Source organism: Streptomyces sp. NPDC031100 (assembly GCF_055570785.1).
This window is the reverse complement of record NZ_JBVIGN010000007.1, coordinates 66907-87428: the sequence shown is the minus strand read 5'-3', so window position 1 is coordinate 87428 and position 20522 is coordinate 66907. Positions and strand designations below refer to the sequence as shown.

The window sequence follows — 20522 nt, the reverse complement described above, 5'->3', positions numbered from 1 at the left end:
ACGCCGGGAGCGGGGCAGAGGGGGCGATGCACGTGTCGGGGGACCGGGCGGCGACGGGCCGCCGTGCCTCATGAGCGCTGAGGGGAGCGCCGTCGGGCGCACGGACCAGGTCCGTGCCGCACTCGCGCGCCTTGTCCGGTTCACCGGGCGGACACTGCGGGCGGAGTGGTACGGCATCGTCGTCGACCCGGTGCGACGGCTCGCGCGGCGCGGACTGTCCGGGCTGCTGCTGGCGTTCGTCGCCGCCTTCGGCGTCATCTTCTTCCACGACCTCGCCCAGCACCCGACCGGAGCACTGTGGGTGAAGAGGCTCGGCGGCGTCTACGCCGACCTGCCGCTGTGGGAGTCCCTGCTGCGCACCCCGGTGTCGCTGTACGTCCCGGCGCTCGACCTGCCGGTGTGGGCGGGCATCACCCAGCTGTTCCTCGCCTTCGCCCTCGCCGAACTGGCCCTCGGCAGGCGCCGGACGCTGGCGATCGCCTACATCACCACCCTGGCCGGCACCCTCACCGCCCGCCTGATGATCGCGCTCGGCCCCGGCTGGTGGGGGTTCGGGCTGCCGCCCGAGTGCGGCAAGGTGCTCGACACCGGACCCTCGGCGGCCGTCGTGGGCCTGTTCACCTATCTCGCGGTCGTCCGGCGTGCCCCCGTGGTGTTCACGCTGACCGGCGGCTCGATGGTGTGGGAGTCCATCGCGGTCCCTAACCTCGCCGGCCGGGAGCACCTGATCGCGGTGGGCACCGCGATCGTCCTGGGACTGCTGCGCGGCCGCCGGGAGCGCGTACGGGCCGCCGTACGGTCCCTGCTGCCGAGGCGGGTCGTGCAGTCCCTGCTGTCACGGCCCGGGAACGCGGACCCCGCTCCGGCGGAGGTCGTACCGCTCCCCCTACCCGTACCGGAGCCCGCCGCCCCTCCCGGAAATTCCGCCCGCGAAGTTTCCCTGCCGTTTGTCGAACGCTAGTCCAGCCCGGCAGAATCAGCCTTCCCAGGAATCGTCAGAAACCTATCTCGGAAATGTCGCCCACTTCCGGGCATGGCGATCTCCGATCCCCCGCTGCTACGCTCGCGCCGTTGCCAGCGGTGACCCAATGTGTGGCTCGGGGGGGTCCATGAAGGTCGGCGTCACTCTGCCCTTGGCGGAATTCCCCGCCAAACAGCCCTCCTACGAGGAGATAAGAGCCCTCGCCCGACAGGCCGAAGCAGCCGGGTTCGACTCGCTCTGGTGCTTCGACCACCTGCTCTTCCGTGACGGGAGGGAACCGGCCGAGGGAATCTGGGAATGCTGGACCACCCTCAGCGCACTCGCCGAGGCCACCTCGCGCATTCAGCTCGGCACCCTCGTCCTGTGCACGGCTTTCCGGAATCCGGCCGTCCTCGCCAAAATGGCGGTCACGCTCGACTCCCTGAGCAACGGCCGACTCATTCTCGGTCTCGGGGCCGGCTGGCACCGCCCGGAATTCGACGCGTTCGGTCTCGATTTCGACCACCGCGTGGCCCGTTTCGAGGAGGCGCTGCAGATCATCGGGTCACTGCTGCGCACCGGAAAGGCGGAATTCAACGGCCGTTACTCCTGGGTCCGGGGCGGCGAACTCCGCCCCCGCGGGGTACGCCCCGAAGGCCCGCCCCTCCTGGTCGGCGGCTCCGGACCCCGCATGCTGCGGGCGACCGCCCGTTACGCCGACCTGTGGAACGGCTGCTGGTTCGGCGCCCCGGACACCTTCGAGACGGCACTGCACACCGTGCGGACCGCCTGCGCCGACGCCGGCCGCGACCCGTCGAGCCTGCGCATCACCGTCGGCGTGAACGTCGTACCCGCCGACCAGGCCGACGGCCGCGACCCCCGCGCCCCGGTCCTCACGGGCACCCCCGCCGAGCTGGCCGACGGGTTCGCCGGCTACCGGGACCTCGGCGTCGACCACCTCATCTGCAATCTGAACCCGCACCACGCGAGAGCACAGCGCGCACTGGCCGAAGCCCTGCGGCGCCACCGCGCCCAGCCCGACCCGACCGAGGAGGGGCCCCGCTCATGACATGGACGATCGACGAGGCCAGGGTGATGCCGTTCCTGAAGGCGGCCCACCGCCGCGACCTGCTCGCCGGACTGTGGCGACCGACGCCCCCGGAGACCGCCGCCACCGAACCCGGGCCGGACGTCCCCGAGGCGGAGGCGGACGGGTTACCGGACCCCCAGGCCAAGAGCTTCAAGGACTTCAAGGACGGCAAAGACTTCAAGGACGGCAAGGAGTTCAAGGACTACAAGGACCGCAAGGACTTCAAGGACTACAAAGACCTGAAGGACCTCAAGGACAGGAAGGACGGGAAGGACCGCAAGGACACCAAGGACGGCAAGGACTTCAAGGATTCCAAGGACGTGACGGACGGCGCCTGGACGCCGACGGAGCACACCGTGCCGCTCGCCGCACGGCCTGCGGAGTCGGGGGAAGGGATGCACGCCCGGCCGGCCGACGAAGCCGATGACGTCCTGGCCGTCCTGCGCGCCTCCCGGGCGAGCCGGTTCCTGCGGGAGCGCGGCCTTGTCATCTGAGCCGAAGACCTCATCCGAGCCGCAGACGCCCTCCGGACCGACGACCGGGGCCGCCGCCCCGGCCGACCTGATCGTGGTGGCCGATCCCCAGGACCCCGTCGCCGTGGAGATGGCCGACTACGTGCGGGAACACGGCCGTTCGGTGGCCGTCCTCGACGTCTTCGACGCGGCGCAGCTGTTCACCGTCGCGACCCGCGCGGGCACGGCCACGGTCGACCCCGTCGTTCCGCTGGTCCTCCTGCTGCCGCCACCGCCCGGGCGCCGGATCGGCTTCGACGCGGAGTTCCACGTGGGGGAGTGCCTCGCCCAGCTCTGGGCGGTCGCGGCACTCACGCCCGCTCCCGTGGTCAACCGCCCCTCGTCCGCGCTGGTGGCCGGCCGCACCATGCGCTCCGCCGCGGTGACCGAGCACCGCGCGGGCGAGGTGGGCAACAGCGAACTGTTCTCCCTCGACTATCCGCGGCCGGGCAGCCCCGAGGGCGAGGCCTTCTGGGTCGAGGACCTGGGCACGCTCCGCACCCGCCGCTGGCCCGAGCGGCCACCCGGCACCGGCCCCTACCGCGCCCGCTGGTCGGACACCGCCCCCGCCACGGAGACGGTCGTCGTCCTCGGCGAGGGGGCCTGGCGCTGCACCACCGCCGACCTCGACCACCTCGCCCTCGAATCCCGCAGCGTCGCCGCGGCGGCCGCCCTGGAACTGGACCTCGCCGCGCTCGTCTGGCGGGTCACGGACGGAGTCGCGACGGCCCGCCTGGTGCACGTCGAGCCGTTCCCCGCCCTGGAGCAGCTGCGCATGGTCTGGCTCGGTCTCGGGCCCCGCCTCATGGAGGTGTTGTTCCCGTGATCTACGCGGTCGGGATCGCCACGGACGGCACCCTCGCCCACTTCACGGCCGAGGCCGCCGACCGGTCCGCCCCGGTCACCCTCGTCGACCTCGGGGACCTGGTGCACGACGGGGCCTGGCGCCTCGCGCTGCCCCACGACGGGGACAGCTGGATCGTGATCGGCGACCAGCGCTACGACCTCGACCCGGCGGACGGCTACTACTGCCGGCTGGCGGACCTGTCCGCCTTCGAGGACGACGTCGCCCGTACGGTGCGCTGGCGCAGCCTGATGGCATCGCTCACCGCCTGGCTCGACCAGGTGCCCGGCGTCGTCGCCAACCGTCCCGGTGCGGCCGGCGACAACGGCTCCAAGCCGCTGCACGAAGTCACCCTGGCCCGCCACGGCTTCGCCGTACCGGAGAGCCTGACCACCTCCGACCCCGGCAGACTGCGTGCGTTCGCCGGCGGCGGACCCGCCATCGTGAAGGCACTGTCCGGAGTGCGGGCCGACAGCAGGCTCGTGGTCCCCGCGGAGTTCGACGACTTCATACCCCGGCAGGGACCGGTGCACCTCCAGCGCTACGTGGTGGGCAGCGACGTCCGCGTGCACGTCCTCGGCGACGAACTGCACGCCGAGGAAGCGGTGTCCTCGGCCGTCGACTACCGCACCGCACCCCCGGACGAGGTCGAGTTCCGGCCCCACGACCTGCCCCCCGCCCTGGCCACCCGGATCACCGCCTGCACCCGCGCCCTCGGGCTCGCCTTCGCCGGCTGGGACTTCAAACGGGACGCTGACGGCACGTACTGGTGCCTGGAGGCCAACCCGATGCCCGGGTACGACTGGTACGACCGCAGGCTCGACGGCGCCATCACCACCTCGCTGCTCCGCCTGCTGACCGGAGGCACCACGTGATCACGGACCTTCCGCTGCTCACCGCCGAGGGCAGCGACGACGTACGGGAGCGCGTGTACGCCCTGCGGGAGCACTGGATCGCGCGCGGCGGCGAACCGCCCTCGTTCCTCACCCTCGGCACACCGAGCTACCTCGACGTGGCCGAACGTCCTGAGACCGGCCACTACCAGCGCCACGGCGTGGGCTCACGGGCGCTGCTGCGGACCCACTTCGGGGATCTGTACGACCTCGTGGGCAAGGCCCTCACCGACCACCTCGACGCACCGGTCCACTACCTGGAGCACCTGGCCCTGCCCGGCTTCCACATCTGGCTGGAGGCCGCCGTCTTCACCAGGCCCCAGGCACCGGTGCACTTCGACCTCCAGTACCAGGCGTTCGACTGGCCGCCGGGCACCGACACCGACCGCCTGCTGTCGTTCACCCTGCCGCTGCGGGTGCCCGCGGCCGGAGGCGGACTGAACCTGTGGGAGGTGACGTACCAGGACTTCCGCCGCTCCCTGGCGCGCGGCTGGGTGGAGAGCGCGGCGGACCTGCAACGCTTCCACACCCTGCGGTACGTCCCCTACACACCCGGCCACCTGTACGTCCACTCCGGGCACGTGCTGCACCAGGTCGCCCCCAGCAGCGCCGTACAGCCGGGCGACGAACGCCTCACCCTCCAGGGGCACGGCGTGTGGTGCGACGGCCGCTGGCTTCTCTACTGGTGACGCGAGGACCACTGGTGACGCGATGACCGTCCTCACCGGCACCGACCTGGCGGACTTCACCGAGCGCGGCTACTGCGTGCTCCGCGGCGCGTTCGACGAGCGGCGCGCGGCCGCGGCCCGTGCGGCCGTGTGGCGCCGCATGCGCGAGAAGGCGGGCATCGACCAGGCCGACCCGGGCACCTGGCCGCCCGCGTACGACATCGAGGAACGTCTTGACGACGCCGCCGTACGGGCCTGCTTCCCGGACGTGCTCGCAAGGGCCGTAGAGGAACTGGTGGGCCGGGGCCGCTGGCGCGGGGACCGGGACTGGGGGTTCTGGCCGGTGAACTTCGCCCACGGAGCGGCCCTTCCGCCAGGGAGCCTGCCCGTGGAGGGCTGGCACATCGACGGGAACTGGTTCCGCCACACCCTCGACGCACCCCACCAGGGCCTGCTCCTCATCGGCCTGTTCTCCGACATCGCACCCTCGGGCGGCGGCACCCTGGTCGCCGAGGGCAGCCACCGCCGTACCGCCCACGTCCTCGCCCGGCACCCCGAAGGCCTCGGCCACCGGGAGCTGTTCGACCTCGTCCTGGCCGAACCGCTGGGCAACGTCACCGAGCTGACCGGCCGCGCCGGCGACGTCGTCCTCGCCCACCCCTTCCTCTTTCACACCCGGGGCTTCAAACACACCGGGCCGCCCCGCTTCATCAGCAACACCGAGGCGGGCCTCACCGCGCCCCTGCGCCTGCACCGCACCGACGGCTCGCCCTACTCGGTCCTGGAGGAATCGATCCGCGCCGCCCTCGCCGCCCCGCCACCGGTCTTCGACCCCCCGCTGCACTGCCGCTTCTGACCGCCCGGCACCGGCACCGCCCGACCACGTCAATGTGACTCTTTTCGCACTTCGACACGTGCGGGCACCCCCTAATGTTGCCGCGACGTACGACAGTGCATGGCTGACACCATGGTGTTCGTCGCCGCCGGGCAGCTGAAGGGAATCCAGGATGTTCCGCAAGGTGCTGGTCGCCAACCGTGGAGAGATCGCGATTCGCGCGTTCCGGGCGGGCTACGAACTCGGCGCGCGCACGGTCGCCGTGTTCCCGCACGAGGACCGCAACTCGCTGCACCGGCTGAAGGCCGACGAGGCGTACGAGATCGGCGAACCGGGACATCCGGTGCGCGCCTACCTCTCCGTCGAGGAGATCGTCGGCGCCGCCCGCCGGGCCGGCGCCGACGCCGTCTACCCGGGCTACGGCTTCCTGTCCGAGAACCCCGAACTCGCCCGCGCCTGCGAGGAGGCGGGCATCACCTTCGTCGGACCCAGCGCCCATACCCTGGAGCTGACCGGCAACAAGGCCCGCGCGGTCGCCGCGGCCCGCGCGGCGGGCGTGCCCGTGCTGGGCTCCTCCGCGCCCTCCAACGACGTCGACGAACTCGTCCGCGCCGCCGAGGAGATCGGCTTCCCCGTCTTCGTCAAGGCGGTCGCGGGCGGCGGCGGGCGCGGCATGCGCCGCGTGGAGGACCCCGCCCAGCTGCGCGAGTCCATCGAGGCAGCCTCCCGCGAGGCCGCGTCCGCGTTCGGCGACCCGACCGTCTTCCTGGAGAAGGCCGTCGTGGACCCGCGCCACATCGAGGTGCAGATCCTCGCCGACGGCGAGGGCAACGTCATCCACCTCTTCGAGCGGGACTGCTCGGTCCAGCGCCGCCACCAGAAGGTCATCGAGCTGGCGCCCGCACCCGATCTCGACCCGGATCTGCGGGACCGGATCTGCTCCGACGCCGTGCGCTTCGCCCGCGAGATCGGCTACCGCAACGCCGGCACCGTCGAGTTCCTCCTCGACCGCGACGGCAACCACGTCTTCATCGAGATGAACCCGCGCATCCAGGTCGAGCACACGGTCACCGAGGAGGTCACCGACGTCGACCTGGTCCAGGCCCAGCTGCGCATCGCCTCCGGCGAGACCCTCGCCGACCTCGGCCTGTCCCAGGACACGGTCACCCTGCGCGGTGCCGCCCTCCAGTGCCGTATCACCACCGAGGACCCGGCCAACGGCTTCCGCCCGGACACCGGCCGCATCAGCGCCTACCGCTCACCCGGCGGCTCCGGCATCCGCCTCGACGGCGGCACCACCCACGCCGGTACGGAGATCAGCGCCCACTTCGACTCGATGCTGGTCAAGCTCACCTGCCGGGGCCGGGACTTCGGGGCCGCCATCGGTCGCGCCCGGCGTGCGGTCGCCGAGTTCCGCATCCGTGGCGTGGCCACCAACATCCCCTTCCTGCAGGCCGTCCTGGACGACCCCGACTTCCAGGCGGGCCGGGTCACCACCTCCTTCATCGAGCAGCGCCCGCACCTGCTCACCGCCCGGCACTCCGCCGACCGCGGCACCAAGCTGCTGACCTACCTCGCCGACGTGACGGTCAACAAGCCGCACGGCGGGCGCCCGGACCTGCTCGACCCGGTCACCAAGCTGCCGGCGCTCCCGGCCGGGGACCCCCCGGCCGGCTCCCGGCAGCGGCTGATCGACCTCGGACCCGAAGGCTTCGCCCGGCACCTGCGCGAATCGCCGACCATCGGCGTCACCGACACCACCTTCCGCGACGCCCACCAGTCGCTCCTCGCCACCAGGGTCCGCACCAAGGACCTCCTCGCCGTGGCCCCGGTCGTCGCCCGCACCCTGCCCGAGCTGCTCTCCCTGGAGTGCTGGGGCGGCGCGACCTACGACGTCGCCCTGCGCTTCCTCGCCGAGGACCCGTGGGAGCGGCTGGCCGCCCTGCGCGAGGCCGTACCGAACATCTGCCTCCAGATGCTGCTGCGCGGCCGCAACACCGTCGGCTACACCCCGTACCCGACCGAGGTCACCGACGCCTTCGTGCAGGAGGCCGCCGCCACCGGCATCGACATCTTCCGCATCTTCGACGCCCTCAACGACGCCGGCCAGATGCGCCCCGCCATCGACGCCGTACGCGAGACCGGCACGGCGATCGCCGAGGTCGCCCTCTGCTACACCGCCGACCTCAACGACCCGAACGAGCGGCTGTACACCCTCGACTACTACCTGCGCCTGGCCGAGCAGATCGTGGAGGCCGGCGCCCATGTCCTCGCCGTGAAGGACATGGCCGGACTGCTGCGCGCCCCGGCCGCCGCGAAGCTCGTCTCCGCGCTGCGCCGCGAGTTCGACCTGCCGGTGCATCTGCACACGCACGACACGGCCGGCGGCCAGCTCGCCACCTACCTCGCCGCGATCCAGGCGGGCGCCGACGCCGTGGACGGTGCGGTCGCCTCCATGGCCGGTACGACCTCGCAGCCGTCGCTGTCGGCGCTGGTCGCCGCCACCGACCACTCCGAGCGGCCCACCGGTCTCGACCTCCAGGCCGTCGGCGACCTGGAGCCGTACTGGGAGGGCGTCCGCAGGATCTACGCCCCCTTCGAGGCGGGCCTCGCCTCCCCGACCGGACGCGTCTACCACCACGAGATCCCCGGCGGCCAGCTGTCCAACCTGCGCACCCAGGCCGTCGCCCTCGGCCTCGGCGACCGCTTCGAGGACATCGAGGCCATGTACGCCGCGGCCGACCGCATCCTCGGCCGCCTGGTGAAGGTCACCCCGTCCTCCAAGGTGGTCGGCGACCTCGCCCTGCACCTGGTCGGCGCCGGCGTGTCGCCGGACGACTTCGAGGCGACCCCCGACCGGTTCGACATCCCCGACTCGGTCATCGGCTTCCTGCGCGGCGAACTGGGCACCCCGCCCGGCGGCTGGCCCGAGCCGTTCCGCACCAAGGCGCTCCAGGGCCGCGCCGAGCCCAAGCCCGCTCCCGAGCTGTCCGCAGAGGACCGTGAAGGGCTGGCGAAGGACACGCGGGCCACGCTCAACCGGCTGCTGTTCCCCGGCCCGACCCGCGAGTTCGACACACACCGGCAGAGCTTCGGCGACACCAGCGTGCTGGACAGCAAGGCCTTCTTCTACGGCCTGCGACCCGCCAAGGAGTACGCCGTCGACCTGGAGCCGGGCGTCCGGCTGCTGATCGAACTTCAGGCCGTCGGCGAGGCGGACGAGCGCGGCATGCGCACCGTGATGTCCTCGCTCAACGGACAGCTCAGGCCCATCCAGGTCCGGGACCGGGCGGCGGCCTCGGACGTGCCGGTGACGGAGAAGGCCGACCGTGCCAACCCGGGCCATGTGGCGGCGCCGTTCGCCGGTGTGGTGACCCTCGCGGTCGCCGAGGGCGACGAGGTGGAGGCGGGCGCGACCGTGGCCACCATCGAGGCCATGAAGATGGAGGCCACGATCACCGCGCCGAAGGCGGGCCGGGTCTCCCGGCTGGCCATCAACCGGATCCAGCAGGTGGAGGGCGGCGACCTGCTGGTCGAGATCGCCTGAGACGACTGCTCTCCGCGACCGGAGGGAACCGGTCGCGGAGAGCAGCCGGCCGGCTAGAGGCGGCCGAACGGGTAGCGCAGGCGGGCGAGGATCAGGTTCGGGTCCAGCCGGGTGACGGACGCGGCACTGGGCAGGTAGAGCGTCCGGCCGAGTACGGCCACCGAGGTCGGGTTGGACAGCCCGTCCTGCCGGGTCAGCACGACCGTGCGGGTGCCGTCCCGGCGCACCAGCACGATCTGGCTGGAGTCGTTCAGCGCGGCCAGCACGCTGCTCCCGTGCCCGGGGAAGGTGAAGTCGTCGATGTCGGCCAGTCCGGTGGCCCGTGTCTCGACGGGGCCCGCGGAGCCGTCGGGGCCGACTGCGAAGCGCAGCAGCGTCCCGCGGTCGGAGTTGGTCACCCACACCGCGTCGCGGTGGACCTTGATGCCGTTGGCGCCGTAGCCGGAGCCGGGCGGCACGGAGAGCGGCTGGAGTGCCGTGTCCTGCGCCCAGGCCGTGGCCTTGCCGCCGGACACCGCGACGCGCCAGACGGTGCCGAGCGCGGAGTCGGCGGCGTAGAGCATGCCGTTGCGCTCGTCGAGGGCCAGGCCGTTGGGCAGTCCCTTCGGCGACAGCTCGGCGATCTGCGTCGGTGTGCCGCCGGCACCGGGGATGCGCCAGATGCCGGTCTCGCGCGTGCCGGTCGCGTAGTTGACGTACAGCGTGCCGTCGTGGGCGCGGACGATGCCGGTGACGGCGGCGCTGTGCACGACGGGTGTGTCCGGCTTCGCCACGGCCGGCAGGGTCGCGAGGATCCGGGTCTTCCCGTCGGGGGTGACGTGGGCGACCTGCCGGGCGAGGGAGAAGGTGAGGTCGGCGGAGCCGTCGCCTTCGACGGCGATGTTCTCGGGCGTCTGCCCGGCGGCCAGGCCGAAGTGGGCGACGATGCGCGATTCCGTGACGAGCGGATCGTGGCCGACGGCGGGCGCCGCCGCGATCAGGCCGAGCGCGAGCGCGGCAGCTGCGGCACCGGCCAGGCGGGGGAGTCGGGGCATGTGACCTCTCTTCGTACGGCGCACGGGGCGCCGGCGTTGCAGGGCCACACAAAGATGACGGCGTGCCGGTCACCGGGCGGGGGAGCAGGGCCGCGGGGTCGCCCGCGCGGCCCACGACATGCCGCCGCACGCGGCACGCCCGGGTGACGGGCGGGTCGCGTGCGGTCCTAAAGGGTCACTCCCGGAGCCCGGGCGCGGTCAGTCCCAGAGCGGGTAGGTCATGACCTGCTTGAAGCCCTCCGGGCGGGCGCCGTGGTAGGTCAGGGTCATGCGGTTGTAGCGCTGGACGTCCGGGTGCTTCTTCCACGGCTGCGGGCGGTCCAGACGCACGGTCACCCGGTACGAGTGGAAGGTGCCCGCCGCGCAGTACGGCTTGCAGTCGTTGACCGCGTTCACGCCCACGGCGGTCGCCGCCTCCGGACCCCACTGCGACCAGTGGAGTCCGAGGAGGCGGCTGTTGCCGTCGCCGCAGGCCAGGATGAAGTCGGCCGGGCGGACGTCGCGGTTCCACAGACAGTCGACGAGCACGGGCTCCGGAGGATCGGCCTTCGGGATCGGGGTCGGGGTCGGCGGACTGGCCGCGGCCGTGGTCATCGCCGCCGTGAGCAGGGCTCCTGCCCCGAGGGTGACTACCGTTCCCACCAGTGATCCGCGCATGGCCGCTCCCACCCGTCGTGCCGTGTCCGACCGCGTGCACCTCGACGCTACGACCGTCCGCCCGGTTGCACCAGTCGCGCAGGTCGCACGGCGTGTCAGCCGTGCTTCACGGTCAGTCCGTAAAAGGCGACACGGGCGCCGTTCGTGGTGCTGTTCGAGGAGGACTGGTTGTAGGAGCCCGCCTTGAAATACTGCTTGTACGGAAAGAAGGACGACGGGATGCCGTAGCGGGTGGTGGTGCCGTTGACGGTCAGCTCGATGGTGTTCCCGCCGGACACGGCGATGGTGTAGCTCCATGTCCTGCCGACCGGCACATGTCCCACGGCGTGCGGGGTCTGGCCGCCGGACGGCGAGTTCTCGGTGCCGAGCACGATGTCGCCGTTCGCGTGGTAGTACAGCTCCAGCAGCGGCTTGGTGGAGGAGCCGCCGGAGCCGAGGTGGATCTGGCCCACGCACACGTTCTTGGTCACGGACACGACCCGCAGGGTCGCGCTCATCCGGTGGAAGCCGCCGAGCGACCAGTCGGCGGCGCTGCCGCCCCGGTTCATCTCCCGCAGTTCGGAGCGGGCGTAGTTCGAGTTCGGCGTGGTCACGCCCTTCTCGGGCGCCCAGAAGGTCATCGCGCCGTCGCGGGTGTCGGTGTAGAAGTACGCGTCCTGGTAGCCGTTCGCACCCTGGAGCCGGGAGGAGGGGATGGTGGTCGGGGAGCCGGGCGACCCGACCGGCTCCTGGAGCTGCCATATCGACAGGTCGAAGTTGCCGCCGGGCGCGACATGAGGGTCGGCCGCGTCGGCGCTGCCGCCGGTGAGGGCGGTGAGAGTGAGCGCGAGGACCGTGGCGGTCGTCGCCGCGAGGAGTCGGTGGCGGGTCATGTGGGGGTCCCTTCGTCGGACCAAGGATGCGTTCAGCATGATGAACGCCGAACGCATCCTTGGTCACTGGTGACCCGTGAAGCTAAAGGTCTGAACCAGACACGTCAAGAGGTTCAGCAGGCGCCCTCGTCCTGCCACGGACCCCACTCCGAGGCGCCGGGCACCTCGTTCTGGGTCCACCACTTCGCCTTCCAGTTGTGCTTGTTGTACGAGACCTCGTTCCCGGCCGTGTACACCGCCGTCGAACTCCAGGCGGTCTTGCAGGACGTCGGGGTCGGCGTGGGGGTGGGCGTGGGCGTGGAGGTCGGCGGGGTGACCCCGGCGAACTTCACCGAGTACGTCGCGAAGTCCCAGGAGTTCTGGGTCACGCTGGAGCAGGTCCCGGACGTACGCCCGCCGTTGTCGGCCGGGGTGCACTGGCGGTCGCGGTTCAGCGACCAGAACGTGAACCGGTCCATGTGGTGGCTGGTCGCGTAGTCCAGCACGGTCTGGAAGTCGGCCTGCGTGAAGTACTCGCCGGTGTCGCTGCGGCCGTTCATGCCGGAGAAGCCCTCGTGGGCGTAGGCGGTCGCCTGGTCCCAGCCGAACGTGGACTGCAGGATCGAGTTGAAGTTGGTCAGCGCGCTGGTCTGGCTCGCCCGCCGTTGAAGCCGCCGTCGAACGGCATGATGGAGAAGTTGTTCGGGGTGAACCCCTGCGACTTGGCCTCCAGCAGCATCTGCTTGCCGAACCAGCCGGTGCCGTCGGCCGTGCCGGCGGTGGTCACGGACACGTACAGACCCGGGTTGTTCTGCTGCAGGATCTTCGCGGCGCCGATCTCGTTCTTGATGGCGGCGCTGTTCTCGTACTCCGGCTCCTCCAGGTCGAAGTCGATGGCGTGCAGCCCGTACTTGGTGATGACCTGCTGGTACGCGGCCGCCGTGGCGGCGGCGTCCGAGCAGGTCTGGCCGAGCTTCGTGCCGCCGTACCCGCCGATGGAGACGGAGACGTCTCCCCCCTTGGCGCGGATGGTGTTGATGACCGACTGGACCGCCGTGTCGGAGGAGACCGCGGCCGTGCCGCCCCAGGTCGGGGAGCAGCCGCCGCCGTTGGGGGCCAGGATGAAGGCCAGCTGGAAGGCCCTGAGGCCGGTGGCGTCCATGATGGCGGACGCGTCCGGCGGGTCGTTGTCCAGCGGCATCAGGTACGGGGCTGCGGCGTACCACCGGTTGCTCAGTGCGGTGGTCGCGCCCGAGGCGTTGCCCGCGACGAGTGCGGTCGTGCCTGCGGCGGCCAGCGTCACGGCCGCCGCCGCGCTCAGACATGCGTGAAGACGTCTCACTGCGTGCCTCCAGAGGGTGGGGTGGGGAGGAGCCCCACCCTCCGGGAGCTGTTGCGGTCACGTCAACGAGTTGGACTAGACCAACTTCCTCTTTGGACTAGACCATACGACTTCTTTACCTCCCGCCGACCAGGCGCACGGTGAATCCCTGGCCGAGCGACAGGCTCGGTGTGCTGATCGTCGTCACCTGGGTGACCGCGTCGTACGACCAGGCGGAGTCCGGCAGTTGACGCCCGTCGAGGAGTACGCGCGCCGGTGCCGAGCCGCCGTGCACGGTGAACCGGTACGTCCGCGCGTCCACCTTGCCCGCGTAGTCGCCCTGGCTCGCACCGACCGAGACCGTCGTCCCCTCGGTGCCGGCCTGCACCGACACCCGCTGGGCGGCAGCCGCGCCCTTCGCGAAGTCACGGGTCACACCGTCGTCCTCGTAGAGCGTGTAGCGGCTGGTGCCGTGGGCGGACGGGTACAGGTCCCAGTCCAGCTCGTGCCGGTCACGGGTCTGCCAGCTCGTCGTGCCCTCGGGCCACATGGGAACGATCGCACCCTCGCGCACGAACAGCGGGAGCGTGTCCAGCGGAGCGTGGTAGCCGTTCAGGGTGGTCGGACCCTGATAGGTACGGCCGGTCCAGTAGTCGGTCCAGGTGCCCTTGGGCAGATAGATGCCGTCGCGCGTGTCGGAGTCCTGGTAGACCGGGGCGACCAGGAAGTCGGAGCCGGACAGGAACTCGTACTTCGCCTGCGCGCCGAGCGTGTCCGGGTCGTCCGGGTGCTCCAGCCACAGCGGACGCACCGCGCCGACCCCGGTCTTCGCCGCCTCTGCGGACAGGGTGTACATGTACGGCAGCAGCCGTTCCTTCAGCTGGAGGTACTTGCGGTTGACGGAGGTGTACGGCTCCCCGTCCCGCCACGGCTGCTGGTCGGCGGGCTTGCCCGTGGTGATGTCGCCGGCCCAGCCGTCCATGGTCATGATGGCCGGCAGGAACGCCTTCCACTGCAGGTCGCGCGCGTACATCTTGGCGTCGTGGCGGTAGATGCTGCCCACGTCACCGGTGTTGTACGCGATGCCGGACAGGGTCGCCCCGGCGTACGTCGGGATCTGCCAGCGGATGTAGTCCCACGACAGCTTCTGGTCACCGCTCCACAGCACCCCGCACCGCTGGGCACCCGCCCAGGAGACGGGCAGCCACACGAAGCCGCGCGCGTCGCTGTTGCCCTCGATCCCCGCCTTGGCCGCGTCGCACGCGTCGAGCGCGAACTTGTAGCCGTTGCCGACCCAGGCCACGTCCAGCTTGGCCACCCGCTGGCCGGCCTTGACCTGGTCGGCGAGCTTGTCGATGCCGTCCTGGGTCCACAGGCCGAGCTGGGCGTGGTGGTCCTGCAGGCCCTTCGCGGTCTGCTCCAGGTTCTCGTACCCGCAGCCGTAGCCGTCGTTGACCAGCATCCAGCCGAGTGGCATCTGGTGCTCGGTGTAGCCGTCGGCGATCTTCAGGGCGTCCAGGGTGTGCCGCTCGCCCCGGTTGGCGTTGTGCAGATAGCAGTCGGAGTCGCCGGGTTCGAGGCCGTACACCGGCGGCATGAAGGGCTTGCCCACCAACTGCGTGTACTTTCCGATGACGTGTTTGGCGTCGCCCAGGAAGTAGTAGGCGTCCAGGCGCCGTTCCTGCTGCCCGGTCGTGACGGGTGAGCCGAAGGTGTACACGCCCGGCGCGAACGTGTTGCGGAAGACGCCGTAGCCCGCGCTGGAGAGGTAGAACGGCTGGGAGTTGTTGTAGCCGCCCTCGTTCCAGTCGAAGCTGTTGGCCACGTACATGGTCTGCCCGCGGTGCGAGAAGCTGCCGTTCTGCTCGCCGCCGCCGAAGAACTGCTCGTCCGGGCCGCGCTGCAGACTCTGCCGCATCCCGCCGGTGGACCAGCGCAGCGGCTTGTCCTCCTGCCAGATCCGGGTGCGGTTGTCGGGCTTGTACAGCCCGAACCGCAGCGGCTTCTTGTACACGCGCAGGACGGCTTCGGGGCTGCGGATGCCGTAGTAGTCACCCGCGTCGAAGGACGAGGTGTGCCGCTGGGGGGCGGGCTGCCTGCGCACGATGGCCGTGCCCGCCGGATCGCTCAGCGAGCCCGACGGGTCGGCCTGGAGGCGGAGTTGACCTCCTGTCAGGAAGTCCGCGCGGGCCGTGAGCGCGCCCGCCCCGATCGTGTAGCTGCCGTCGCCGCCCGAGAAGGAGGTGAGATCCCCCGCGTCGGTGGTCGCGGGCAGATACGCGGTGCCCGTGAAGGAGTTGTCGTGCACGTCGTACGGCACGACGACGACGTGGTACGTCCCCGACGCCCGCGGGATCACCGTGGCCTCGGGGTCGGCGGTGCCGGCGCTGGACGCCACCTGCTTGCCGTGGTCGTCCAGGACGTACAGGTCGAAGTCGTCGGAGGGCTTCTCCCACTTGATCGACAGCGGCACCCCGCCCTCGGGGTTGTCGTCCCAGTAGCCGTCGGGCACCGAGACGGTCAGGTCGAAGCGGTCGCAGACCTTGTTGTCGGGGTCGGTCGCGGCATCGGGACAGCTCTCGGTGCCGCCGCCGGTGCCCTTGGCGTACACGGGACTCTGCCAGGTGACGCTGCTGTGGGCGGAGTCGAGCACGGCGCCGGCCGCTGTCGCGGCGGCCGCTGCGGGCGCCGGGACGGCGAGCGCGGTCCCGGCCAGGGCGGTCGCCAGCCCCAGCGGAACCCAGGCCGGCCAGGGCACACGGTGTCGGAGTCTTCGCACGGCGGAACAGCTCCCATCGCACCATCGCGGACTGACTGTTCTTGCGCTGTCTGCGCATAAGCGCTCGAAATGAGCTTCAATCGAGCAACTTCACGCACGAAGCCTCGGGGTTGACGCAGGTTCATGTCAATACGGCGGTGCTTCCTGAGCGCGACTGGGTCTGCGTGGTCCGTCCGACCAGCCGGTCCCGGTCGAAGGGCGGGGTGCGCCAGTCAGTCCTCGGACGGTTCCTGGATCATGGCCAGGGTCAGCACATGGTCCCCGATGCCCCAGCCGCCGTCGGCGACCTCCTCGACCAGGACCAGCGTGGTGGCGCGGGCGCGCTCGCCGTAGATCTCGGCGTACAGCTGGGTGGTGCGGGTGACGATCAGCTCCTTCTGCTTCTCGTCCAGGCTTCCGGCAGGGACCTTGAAGTTCGCGAACGGCATGATGGATCTCCTGAGGTGAAGGGGTGTCAGAGAGCGCTGCCCGCGGTGAGCAGATCCTCGAGTCCGGCGCGGCGGAAGAAGTCGGCGCGGATGCGGTCGGCGACCGCGGAGACGACCTCGCTGCCGTCGCGGGTGGGGTCGACATGGGTGCGCAGCGGCCGGCTGCCCGCCGGCAGGCCCACCAGGCGTACGACCGCCTCGGCGACCTCGGCCACGTCCGCGTCCGGCGGCACGAGCGCTGCGAGCCGCTTGTCCAGGCCCGCCAGCAGGGCGCCGTAACGCTCGTCGTAGGCCGCGGCCCGGTCGGTGTCGGCCGGGGTGCCCGCGTGCGCGAAGTGGTTCGTGCCGGACGTGAACGCACCGGGGACGACGATTGCGGTGTCGATGCCGAACCGGACCAGCTCGCCGGCGTAGCTGACCGCCAGCGCGTCCATCGCGGCCTTCGCGGCGAAGTACGGCGCCAGGAACGGCGGGCAGCCGCCCCGGGTGCTGGAGCTGCCGATCCACACCAGCAGCCCCTCGCCCCGCTCCCGCAGGTGGGGCAGCACGGCCCGGTTCAGGCGCTGGGCGCCGAGCACGTTGACGTCGTACAGGTCGGCGAGCTGCTCGGGCGTGAAGGCCTCGGCGGGCCCGGTGACCATGTGGCCCGCGTTGTGGACCAGCACGTCCAGGCGGCCCTCGCCGGCCAGGACCCGGGAGACGGCCGCGTCGGCCGAGTCCTGGGAGGTGACGTCCAGCTCGACCGCGTGCAGGGCCACGCGGTGCTCGGTGGCGTGCCGGTCGAGGTCGGCCACGGCGGGCGCGTTGCGGGTGGCCGTCTGCCGGATGCCCGCGTAGACGGTGTGACCGGCGTCGGCGAGCGCGCGCACGGTCAGCGCGCCGAAACCGCTGGAGGCGCCGGTGACCAGGACGGTCCGGGGAGTGTCGGTAGTCATGAATTCCTCGCTGATGTCGGGGAGTTGGGGGTGTCAGACGATGCCGCCGTTGGCGCGCACGATCTGGCCGTTGACCCAGTGGCCGGCCGGGGAGGCGAGGAAGGCCACCACCTCGGCGATGTCGGCGGGCGTGCCGAGACGCTCCAGCGGCGGCTGGGCGGCCAGCTCGGCGACGGTCTCCTCGTCCTTGCCCTCGAGGAACAGATCGGTGGCCGTGGGCCCGGGCGCGACGGTGTTCACCGTGACGTCCCGGCCGCGCAGCTCACGCGCCAGGACCAGGGTCAGCGCCTCGACCGCGCCCTTGCTGGCGCTGTAGGCGCCGTAGGCGGGGAAGGCCAGGCCCACCACGGAGGTGGAGAAGGCGATGAACGAGCCGCCCCGGCGCAGCGTCCGGGCCGCCTGCCGGGCGACCACGAAGGTGCCCCGGATGTTCGTGCGGTGCATCGCGTCCAGCTGTGCCAGGTCCAGCTCGGCGATCGGCGCGAGGTACATCCGGCCGGCGGCGTGCACCACCACGTCGACTCCGCCGAACTCGCGGGCGGCCGCCTGGAACAACTCGGCGACCTGCCCTTCGTCGGCGACGTCGGCGCGGACGGCGACCGCCCGGCCGCCGGCCGCGGTGACCTCCTTGACAGCGGCCTCGGCCAGCTCGCGATTGCCCGCGTACCCGACCACCACGGCGTATCCGTCGGCGGCGAGCCGGGTCACCGTCTCCCGGCCGATGCCGCGGGAACCTCCCGTGACGATGGCGACGCGGGGTGCTGCGGTTTCCTGCGTGGACATGGGAACTCCTGAGCGCTGGAGGGACTGGTGGCGGATTGGGTCTCCAGCCTGGGCCGCCATCCGGAGGCCAGCCACGGCTCCGCTCACCCTGGGGCCGGCAACCCCTGGCTCCGCACCGTCGCAGGAGTGACCATGGGAACGTGAACCACTCCGAGCTGGCCGCCTTCCTGAAGTCCCGCCGCGACCGGGTGCGCCCCGCCGACGTCGGCCTGCCCGTCGGGCCCCGCCGCCGGGTCCCGGGGCTGCGGCGCGAGGAGGTCGCCCAGCTGGCCGGGCTCTCCGCCGACTACTACACCGAGCTGGAACGCGGTCGCGGGGCCCAGCCCTCCGCACAGGTCCTGGCCGCGCTCGCCCGCGCACTCCGGCTGAGCGGCGACGAACGCGACCATCTCTTCCACCTCGCCGACCGCCCCGTGCCGGCCGTCCACACCACCGCGGCCCATGCCCAGCCCGCGCTGCTCGGCCTGCTGGACCGGCTCACCACCACCCCCGCCCAGATCATCAACGACCTGCACGAAACCCTCGCCCAGAACCCGCTCGCCGTGGCACTGCTCGGCCCGCCACCGGCCATCCGGGGCCCCGAGGCGAGCTTCGTCCACCGCTGGTTCACCGACCCCGGCGCCCGCGCCCTCTATCCCGCCGAGGACCACCCGCACCACTCCCGGGTCTTCGTCGCCGACCTCCAGGCGGTCGCCGCCCGGCGCGCCAAGGACGCCGACGTCACCCGGATGGTCGCTGCGCTGCGCCGCCGCAGCGAGGAGTTCGCCGCGCTCTGGGAGCTGCGGGACGTGGCGCTGCGCCGCACCGACCACAAGCGGATCGTCCATCCCACGCTCGGTGTCATCGAGTTGGACTGCCACAACCTGTTCAGCGAGGACGGCCGCCAGCGGCTGCTGTGGTTCAGCGCCCCGCCCGGCACCGAGGGCGCCGCGCAGCTGGAACTGCTGTCGGTCATCGGCACGCAGGACATGACGACGGACCGGGACGGCTCGGGGCACCGGCAGGGGGCGTGAAGTTCGGGCCGTCCACCCCGATTCATCGCGGATGTCCGCGGACCCGTGGCGGACCATCCGTCGCCTGAGGCACCCTTGACAGCGTGCGTACGGTTTCGCGACGTTTGAGCATTAACGCACAGCAGAAGACTTGGCAGGACGCGCCCGGCGCGTCATGGGGGGAGCGGTCGCCATGCGATCCATGAGCCATGATCCACACGCTTCACCGGCCTGTGCCGCACGCGCCACGTCATGCGTGGAGCCGGCGGAAGGGCGGTCGAGCTGAGTGGAGATCACCATCCTCAGACCCGGTGACCTGACCGCCGCGCTGCGCGGGGCCTGGCACCGGGCGATGGACGAATCGCCCGAGTACGCCAACCCGTTCCTGGCACCCGAGTTCACCCTCGGAGTCGGCCGCCACCGGCGCGGGGTGAGGGTGGCGGTCCTGACGGAGGGCCGGGAGACGGTCGGCTTCCTCCCGTACGAGCGCGCCCCGCTCGGCACCGGCCGGGCCATCGGACTCGGCCTGTCCGACTGCCAGGCCCTGGTGCACCGGCCCGGTGTCACCTGGGACACCGCGGAACTGCTGCGCGCCTGCGGGCTGAGCATCTTCGAGTTCGACCATCTCGTCCAGGAACAGCGGCCGTTCGCCCCGCACGTCACCGGCACCTTCGCCTCACCGGTGATCGACGTGAAGCCGGGGGACGGCACCTACGCGCAGTGGCTGCGCGGCGCCTACCCGGGGCTGGCCAAGACGACGCTGAAGAAGGAACGCCGGCTCGGGCGGGACATCGGCGAGGTGCGGTTCGAGTTCGACGAACGGGACCCGCGGCTGCTGCGCACGCTCATGGACTGGAAGTCCGCCCAGTACCGCCGGACCGGCCGCATGGACCGGTTCGCGCGCCCCTGGATCGTGGAGCTCGTGAACCACCTCTTCCACGTGCGCGAGGAGCACTTCACCGGCGTGCTGTCCGTGCTCTACGCCGGTGACCGTCCGGTCGCCGCCCACTTCGGACCGCGCTCCAGCACCGTGCTGGCGGCCTGGTTCACCGCGTACGACCCCGAACTGCACTACTACTCGCCCGGGTTGATGATGCACCTGAGGACCGCCGAGGCGGCCGCACGGCACGGGGTGACCCTGGTCGACCTGGGGCGCGGCGACAAGGAGTACAAGGACTGGCTCAAGACCCGTGAACTGCGGGTCGGTGAGGGCTTCGCCGCCCGGCCGCACCCCGTGGCCGTGGCGCAACGGCTGTGGCGCAGACCGGTGCGCGGCCTGCGGAACACGGTCCTGGCCCATCCCCGGCTGCGCGAGCCCGCCGACCGCCTGCTGAAGACGGCGGGTCGGCTGCGCACCCAGAGCGGGAGGTTTTCCGGGTCGGGCGCGTAGTT

The 20522-nt window shown here is 71.6% G+C and carries 17 protein-coding genes and 1 pseudogene; 10 read left to right on the top strand and 8 right to left on the bottom strand.

The window, feature by feature from the left end; translation table 11 throughout:
* Nucleotides 1-70: 70 nt before the first annotated feature.
* The 8 genes from ACZ5DS_RS20670 to ACZ5DS_RS20635 all read left to right on the top strand — a co-directional run bounded on the left by ACZ5DS_RS20670 (nt 71) and on the right by ACZ5DS_RS20635 (nt 9350).
* The gene (locus ACZ5DS_RS20670; RefSeq protein ID WP_468240512.1) at nt 71-961 is read left to right on the top strand and encodes a hypothetical protein; all 891 of its coding nucleotides are present in this window, start codon (nt 71-73) and stop codon (nt 959-961) included.
* 148 nt (nt 962-1109) lie between these two features.
* Nucleotides 1110-2030: an LLM class flavin-dependent oxidoreductase gene (locus ACZ5DS_RS20665; protein WP_468240511.1), complete on the top strand. Its 921-nt coding sequence runs from the start codon at nt 1110-1112 to the stop codon at nt 2028-2030.
* Nucleotides 2027-2545, top strand: a complete 519-nt coding sequence (locus ACZ5DS_RS20660) for a hypothetical protein (protein ID WP_468240509.1) — start codon at nt 2027-2029, stop codon at nt 2543-2545. The genes ACZ5DS_RS20665 and ACZ5DS_RS20660 overlap by 4 nt, the downstream gene beginning before the upstream one ends.
* Nucleotides 2535-3389, top strand: a complete 855-nt coding sequence (locus tag ACZ5DS_RS20655) for a hypothetical protein (protein WP_468240506.1) — start codon at nt 2535-2537, stop codon at nt 3387-3389. Before ACZ5DS_RS20660 ends, ACZ5DS_RS20655 begins: the two co-directional genes overlap by 11 nt.
* Nucleotides 3386-4282, top strand: a complete 897-nt coding sequence (locus ACZ5DS_RS20650; RefSeq protein ID WP_468240504.1) for an ATP-grasp domain-containing protein — start codon at nt 3386-3388, stop codon at nt 4280-4282. Before ACZ5DS_RS20655 ends, ACZ5DS_RS20650 begins: the two co-directional genes overlap by 4 nt.
* Nucleotides 4279-4989: a hypothetical protein gene (locus ACZ5DS_RS20645; RefSeq protein WP_468240501.1), complete on the top strand. Its 711-nt coding sequence runs from the start codon at nt 4279-4281 to the stop codon at nt 4987-4989. The genes ACZ5DS_RS20650 and ACZ5DS_RS20645 overlap by 4 nt, the downstream gene beginning before the upstream one ends.
* Nucleotides 4990-5011: 22 nt before the next feature.
* Nucleotides 5012-5824, top strand: a complete 813-nt coding sequence (locus ACZ5DS_RS20640; protein WP_468240499.1) for a phytanoyl-CoA dioxygenase family protein — start codon at nt 5012-5014, stop codon at nt 5822-5824.
* 151 nt (nt 5825-5975) lie between these two features.
* Nucleotides 5976-9350, top strand: coding sequence for a pyruvate carboxylase (locus ACZ5DS_RS20635; RefSeq protein WP_468240497.1), 3375 nt, complete (start codon nt 5976-5978; stop codon nt 9348-9350).
* A 53-nt stretch (nt 9351-9403) separates the two neighbouring features.
* On the opposite strand, the gene ACZ5DS_RS20630 is transcribed toward ACZ5DS_RS20635, so the two are convergent.
* From ACZ5DS_RS20630 to ACZ5DS_RS20595, 8 genes and pseudogenes are all read right to left on the bottom strand, one after another.
* Complete coding sequence (locus ACZ5DS_RS20630) at nt 9404-10384, bottom strand: SMP-30/gluconolactonase/LRE family protein (protein ID WP_468240495.1); 981 nt, start codon at nt 10382-10384, stop codon at nt 9404-9406.
* A 198-nt stretch (nt 10385-10582) separates the two neighbouring features.
* Nucleotides 10583-11041: a hypothetical protein gene (locus ACZ5DS_RS20625; RefSeq protein ID WP_468240493.1), complete on the bottom strand. Its 459-nt coding sequence runs from the start codon at nt 11039-11041 to the stop codon at nt 10583-10585.
* Between the two features lie 95 nt (nt 11042-11136).
* Nucleotides 11137-11913, bottom strand: a complete 777-nt coding sequence (locus tag ACZ5DS_RS20620; RefSeq protein ID WP_468240491.1) for a polysaccharide lyase family 7 protein — start codon at nt 11911-11913, stop codon at nt 11137-11139.
* A 113-nt stretch (nt 11914-12026) separates the two neighbouring features.
* Nucleotides 12027-13234: pseudogene (locus ACZ5DS_RS20615) on the bottom strand (carbohydrate-binding protein).
* 115 nt (nt 13235-13349) lie between these two features.
* Nucleotides 13350-15521: a glycoside hydrolase family 31 protein gene (locus tag ACZ5DS_RS20610; protein ID WP_468241261.1), complete on the bottom strand. Its 2172-nt coding sequence runs from the start codon at nt 15519-15521 to the stop codon at nt 13350-13352.
* 683 nt (nt 15522-16204) lie between these two features.
* The gene (locus tag ACZ5DS_RS20605) at nt 16205-16420 is read right to left on the bottom strand and encodes a tautomerase family protein (protein ID WP_468240489.1); all 216 of its coding nucleotides are present in this window, start codon (nt 16418-16420) and stop codon (nt 16205-16207) included.
* A gap of 26 nt (nt 16421-16446) precedes the next feature.
* Complete coding sequence (locus tag ACZ5DS_RS20600; RefSeq protein WP_468240487.1) at nt 16447-17355, bottom strand: SDR family oxidoreductase; 909 nt, start codon at nt 17353-17355, stop codon at nt 16447-16449.
* A gap of 33 nt (nt 17356-17388) precedes the next feature.
* The gene (locus ACZ5DS_RS20595; protein WP_468240485.1) at nt 17389-18138 is read right to left on the bottom strand and encodes an SDR family oxidoreductase; all 750 of its coding nucleotides are present in this window, start codon (nt 18136-18138) and stop codon (nt 17389-17391) included.
* 140 nt (nt 18139-18278) lie between these two features.
* On the opposite strand from ACZ5DS_RS20595, the gene ACZ5DS_RS20590 reads away from it, so the two are divergent.
* Both ACZ5DS_RS20590 and ACZ5DS_RS20585 read left to right on the top strand, forming a co-directional pair.
* On the top strand, nt 18279-19151 hold the full coding sequence (locus ACZ5DS_RS20590; RefSeq protein ID WP_468240482.1) for a helix-turn-helix transcriptional regulator: 873 nt from the start codon (nt 18279-18281) through the stop codon (nt 19149-19151).
* A 265-nt stretch (nt 19152-19416) separates the two neighbouring features.
* Entirely contained in the window at nt 19417-20520 is a 1104-nt protein-coding gene (locus ACZ5DS_RS20585) for a GNAT family N-acetyltransferase (RefSeq protein ID WP_468240480.1), read from the top strand.
* Nucleotides 20521-20522: the final 2 nt, after the last annotated feature.

What these genes read in the sequence shown, in the direction of transcription:
- ACZ5DS_RS20620 (WP_468240491.1), bottom strand. Translation starts at nt 11,913, where the DNA reads ATGACCCGCCACCGACTCCTCGCGGCGACGACCGCCACGGTCCTCGCG.
- ACZ5DS_RS20630 (WP_468240495.1), bottom strand. Translation starts at nt 10,384, where the DNA reads ATGCCCCGACTCCCCCGCCTGGCCGGTGCCGCAGCTGCCGCGCTCGCG.
- ACZ5DS_RS20660 (WP_468240509.1), top strand. Translation starts at nt 2,027, where the DNA reads ATGACATGGACGATCGACGAGGCCAGGGTGATGCCGTTCCTGAAGGCG.
- ACZ5DS_RS20600 (WP_468240487.1), bottom strand. Translation starts at nt 17,355, where the DNA reads ATGACTACCGACACTCCCCGGACCGTCCTGGTCACCGGCGCCTCCAGC.
- ACZ5DS_RS20635 (WP_468240497.1), top strand. Translation starts at nt 5,976, where the DNA reads ATGTTCCGCAAGGTGCTGGTCGCCAACCGTGGAGAGATCGCGATTCGC.
- ACZ5DS_RS20640 (WP_468240499.1), top strand. Translation starts at nt 5,012, where the DNA reads ATGACCGTCCTCACCGGCACCGACCTGGCGGACTTCACCGAGCGCGGC.
- ACZ5DS_RS20595 (WP_468240485.1), bottom strand. Translation starts at nt 18,138, where the DNA reads ATGTCCACGCAGGAAACCGCAGCACCCCGCGTCGCCATCGTCACGGGA.
- ACZ5DS_RS20625 (WP_468240493.1), bottom strand. Translation starts at nt 11,041, where the DNA reads ATGCGCGGATCACTGGTGGGAACGGTAGTCACCCTCGGGGCAGGAGCC.
- ACZ5DS_RS20665 (WP_468240511.1), top strand. Translation starts at nt 1,110, where the DNA reads ATGAAGGTCGGCGTCACTCTGCCCTTGGCGGAATTCCCCGCCAAACAG.
- ACZ5DS_RS20605 (WP_468240489.1), bottom strand. Translation starts at nt 16,420, where the DNA reads ATGCCGTTCGCGAACTTCAAGGTCCCTGCCGGAAGCCTGGACGAGAAG.
- ACZ5DS_RS20670 (WP_468240512.1), top strand. Translation starts at nt 71, where the DNA reads ATGAGCGCTGAGGGGAGCGCCGTCGGGCGCACGGACCAGGTCCGTGCC.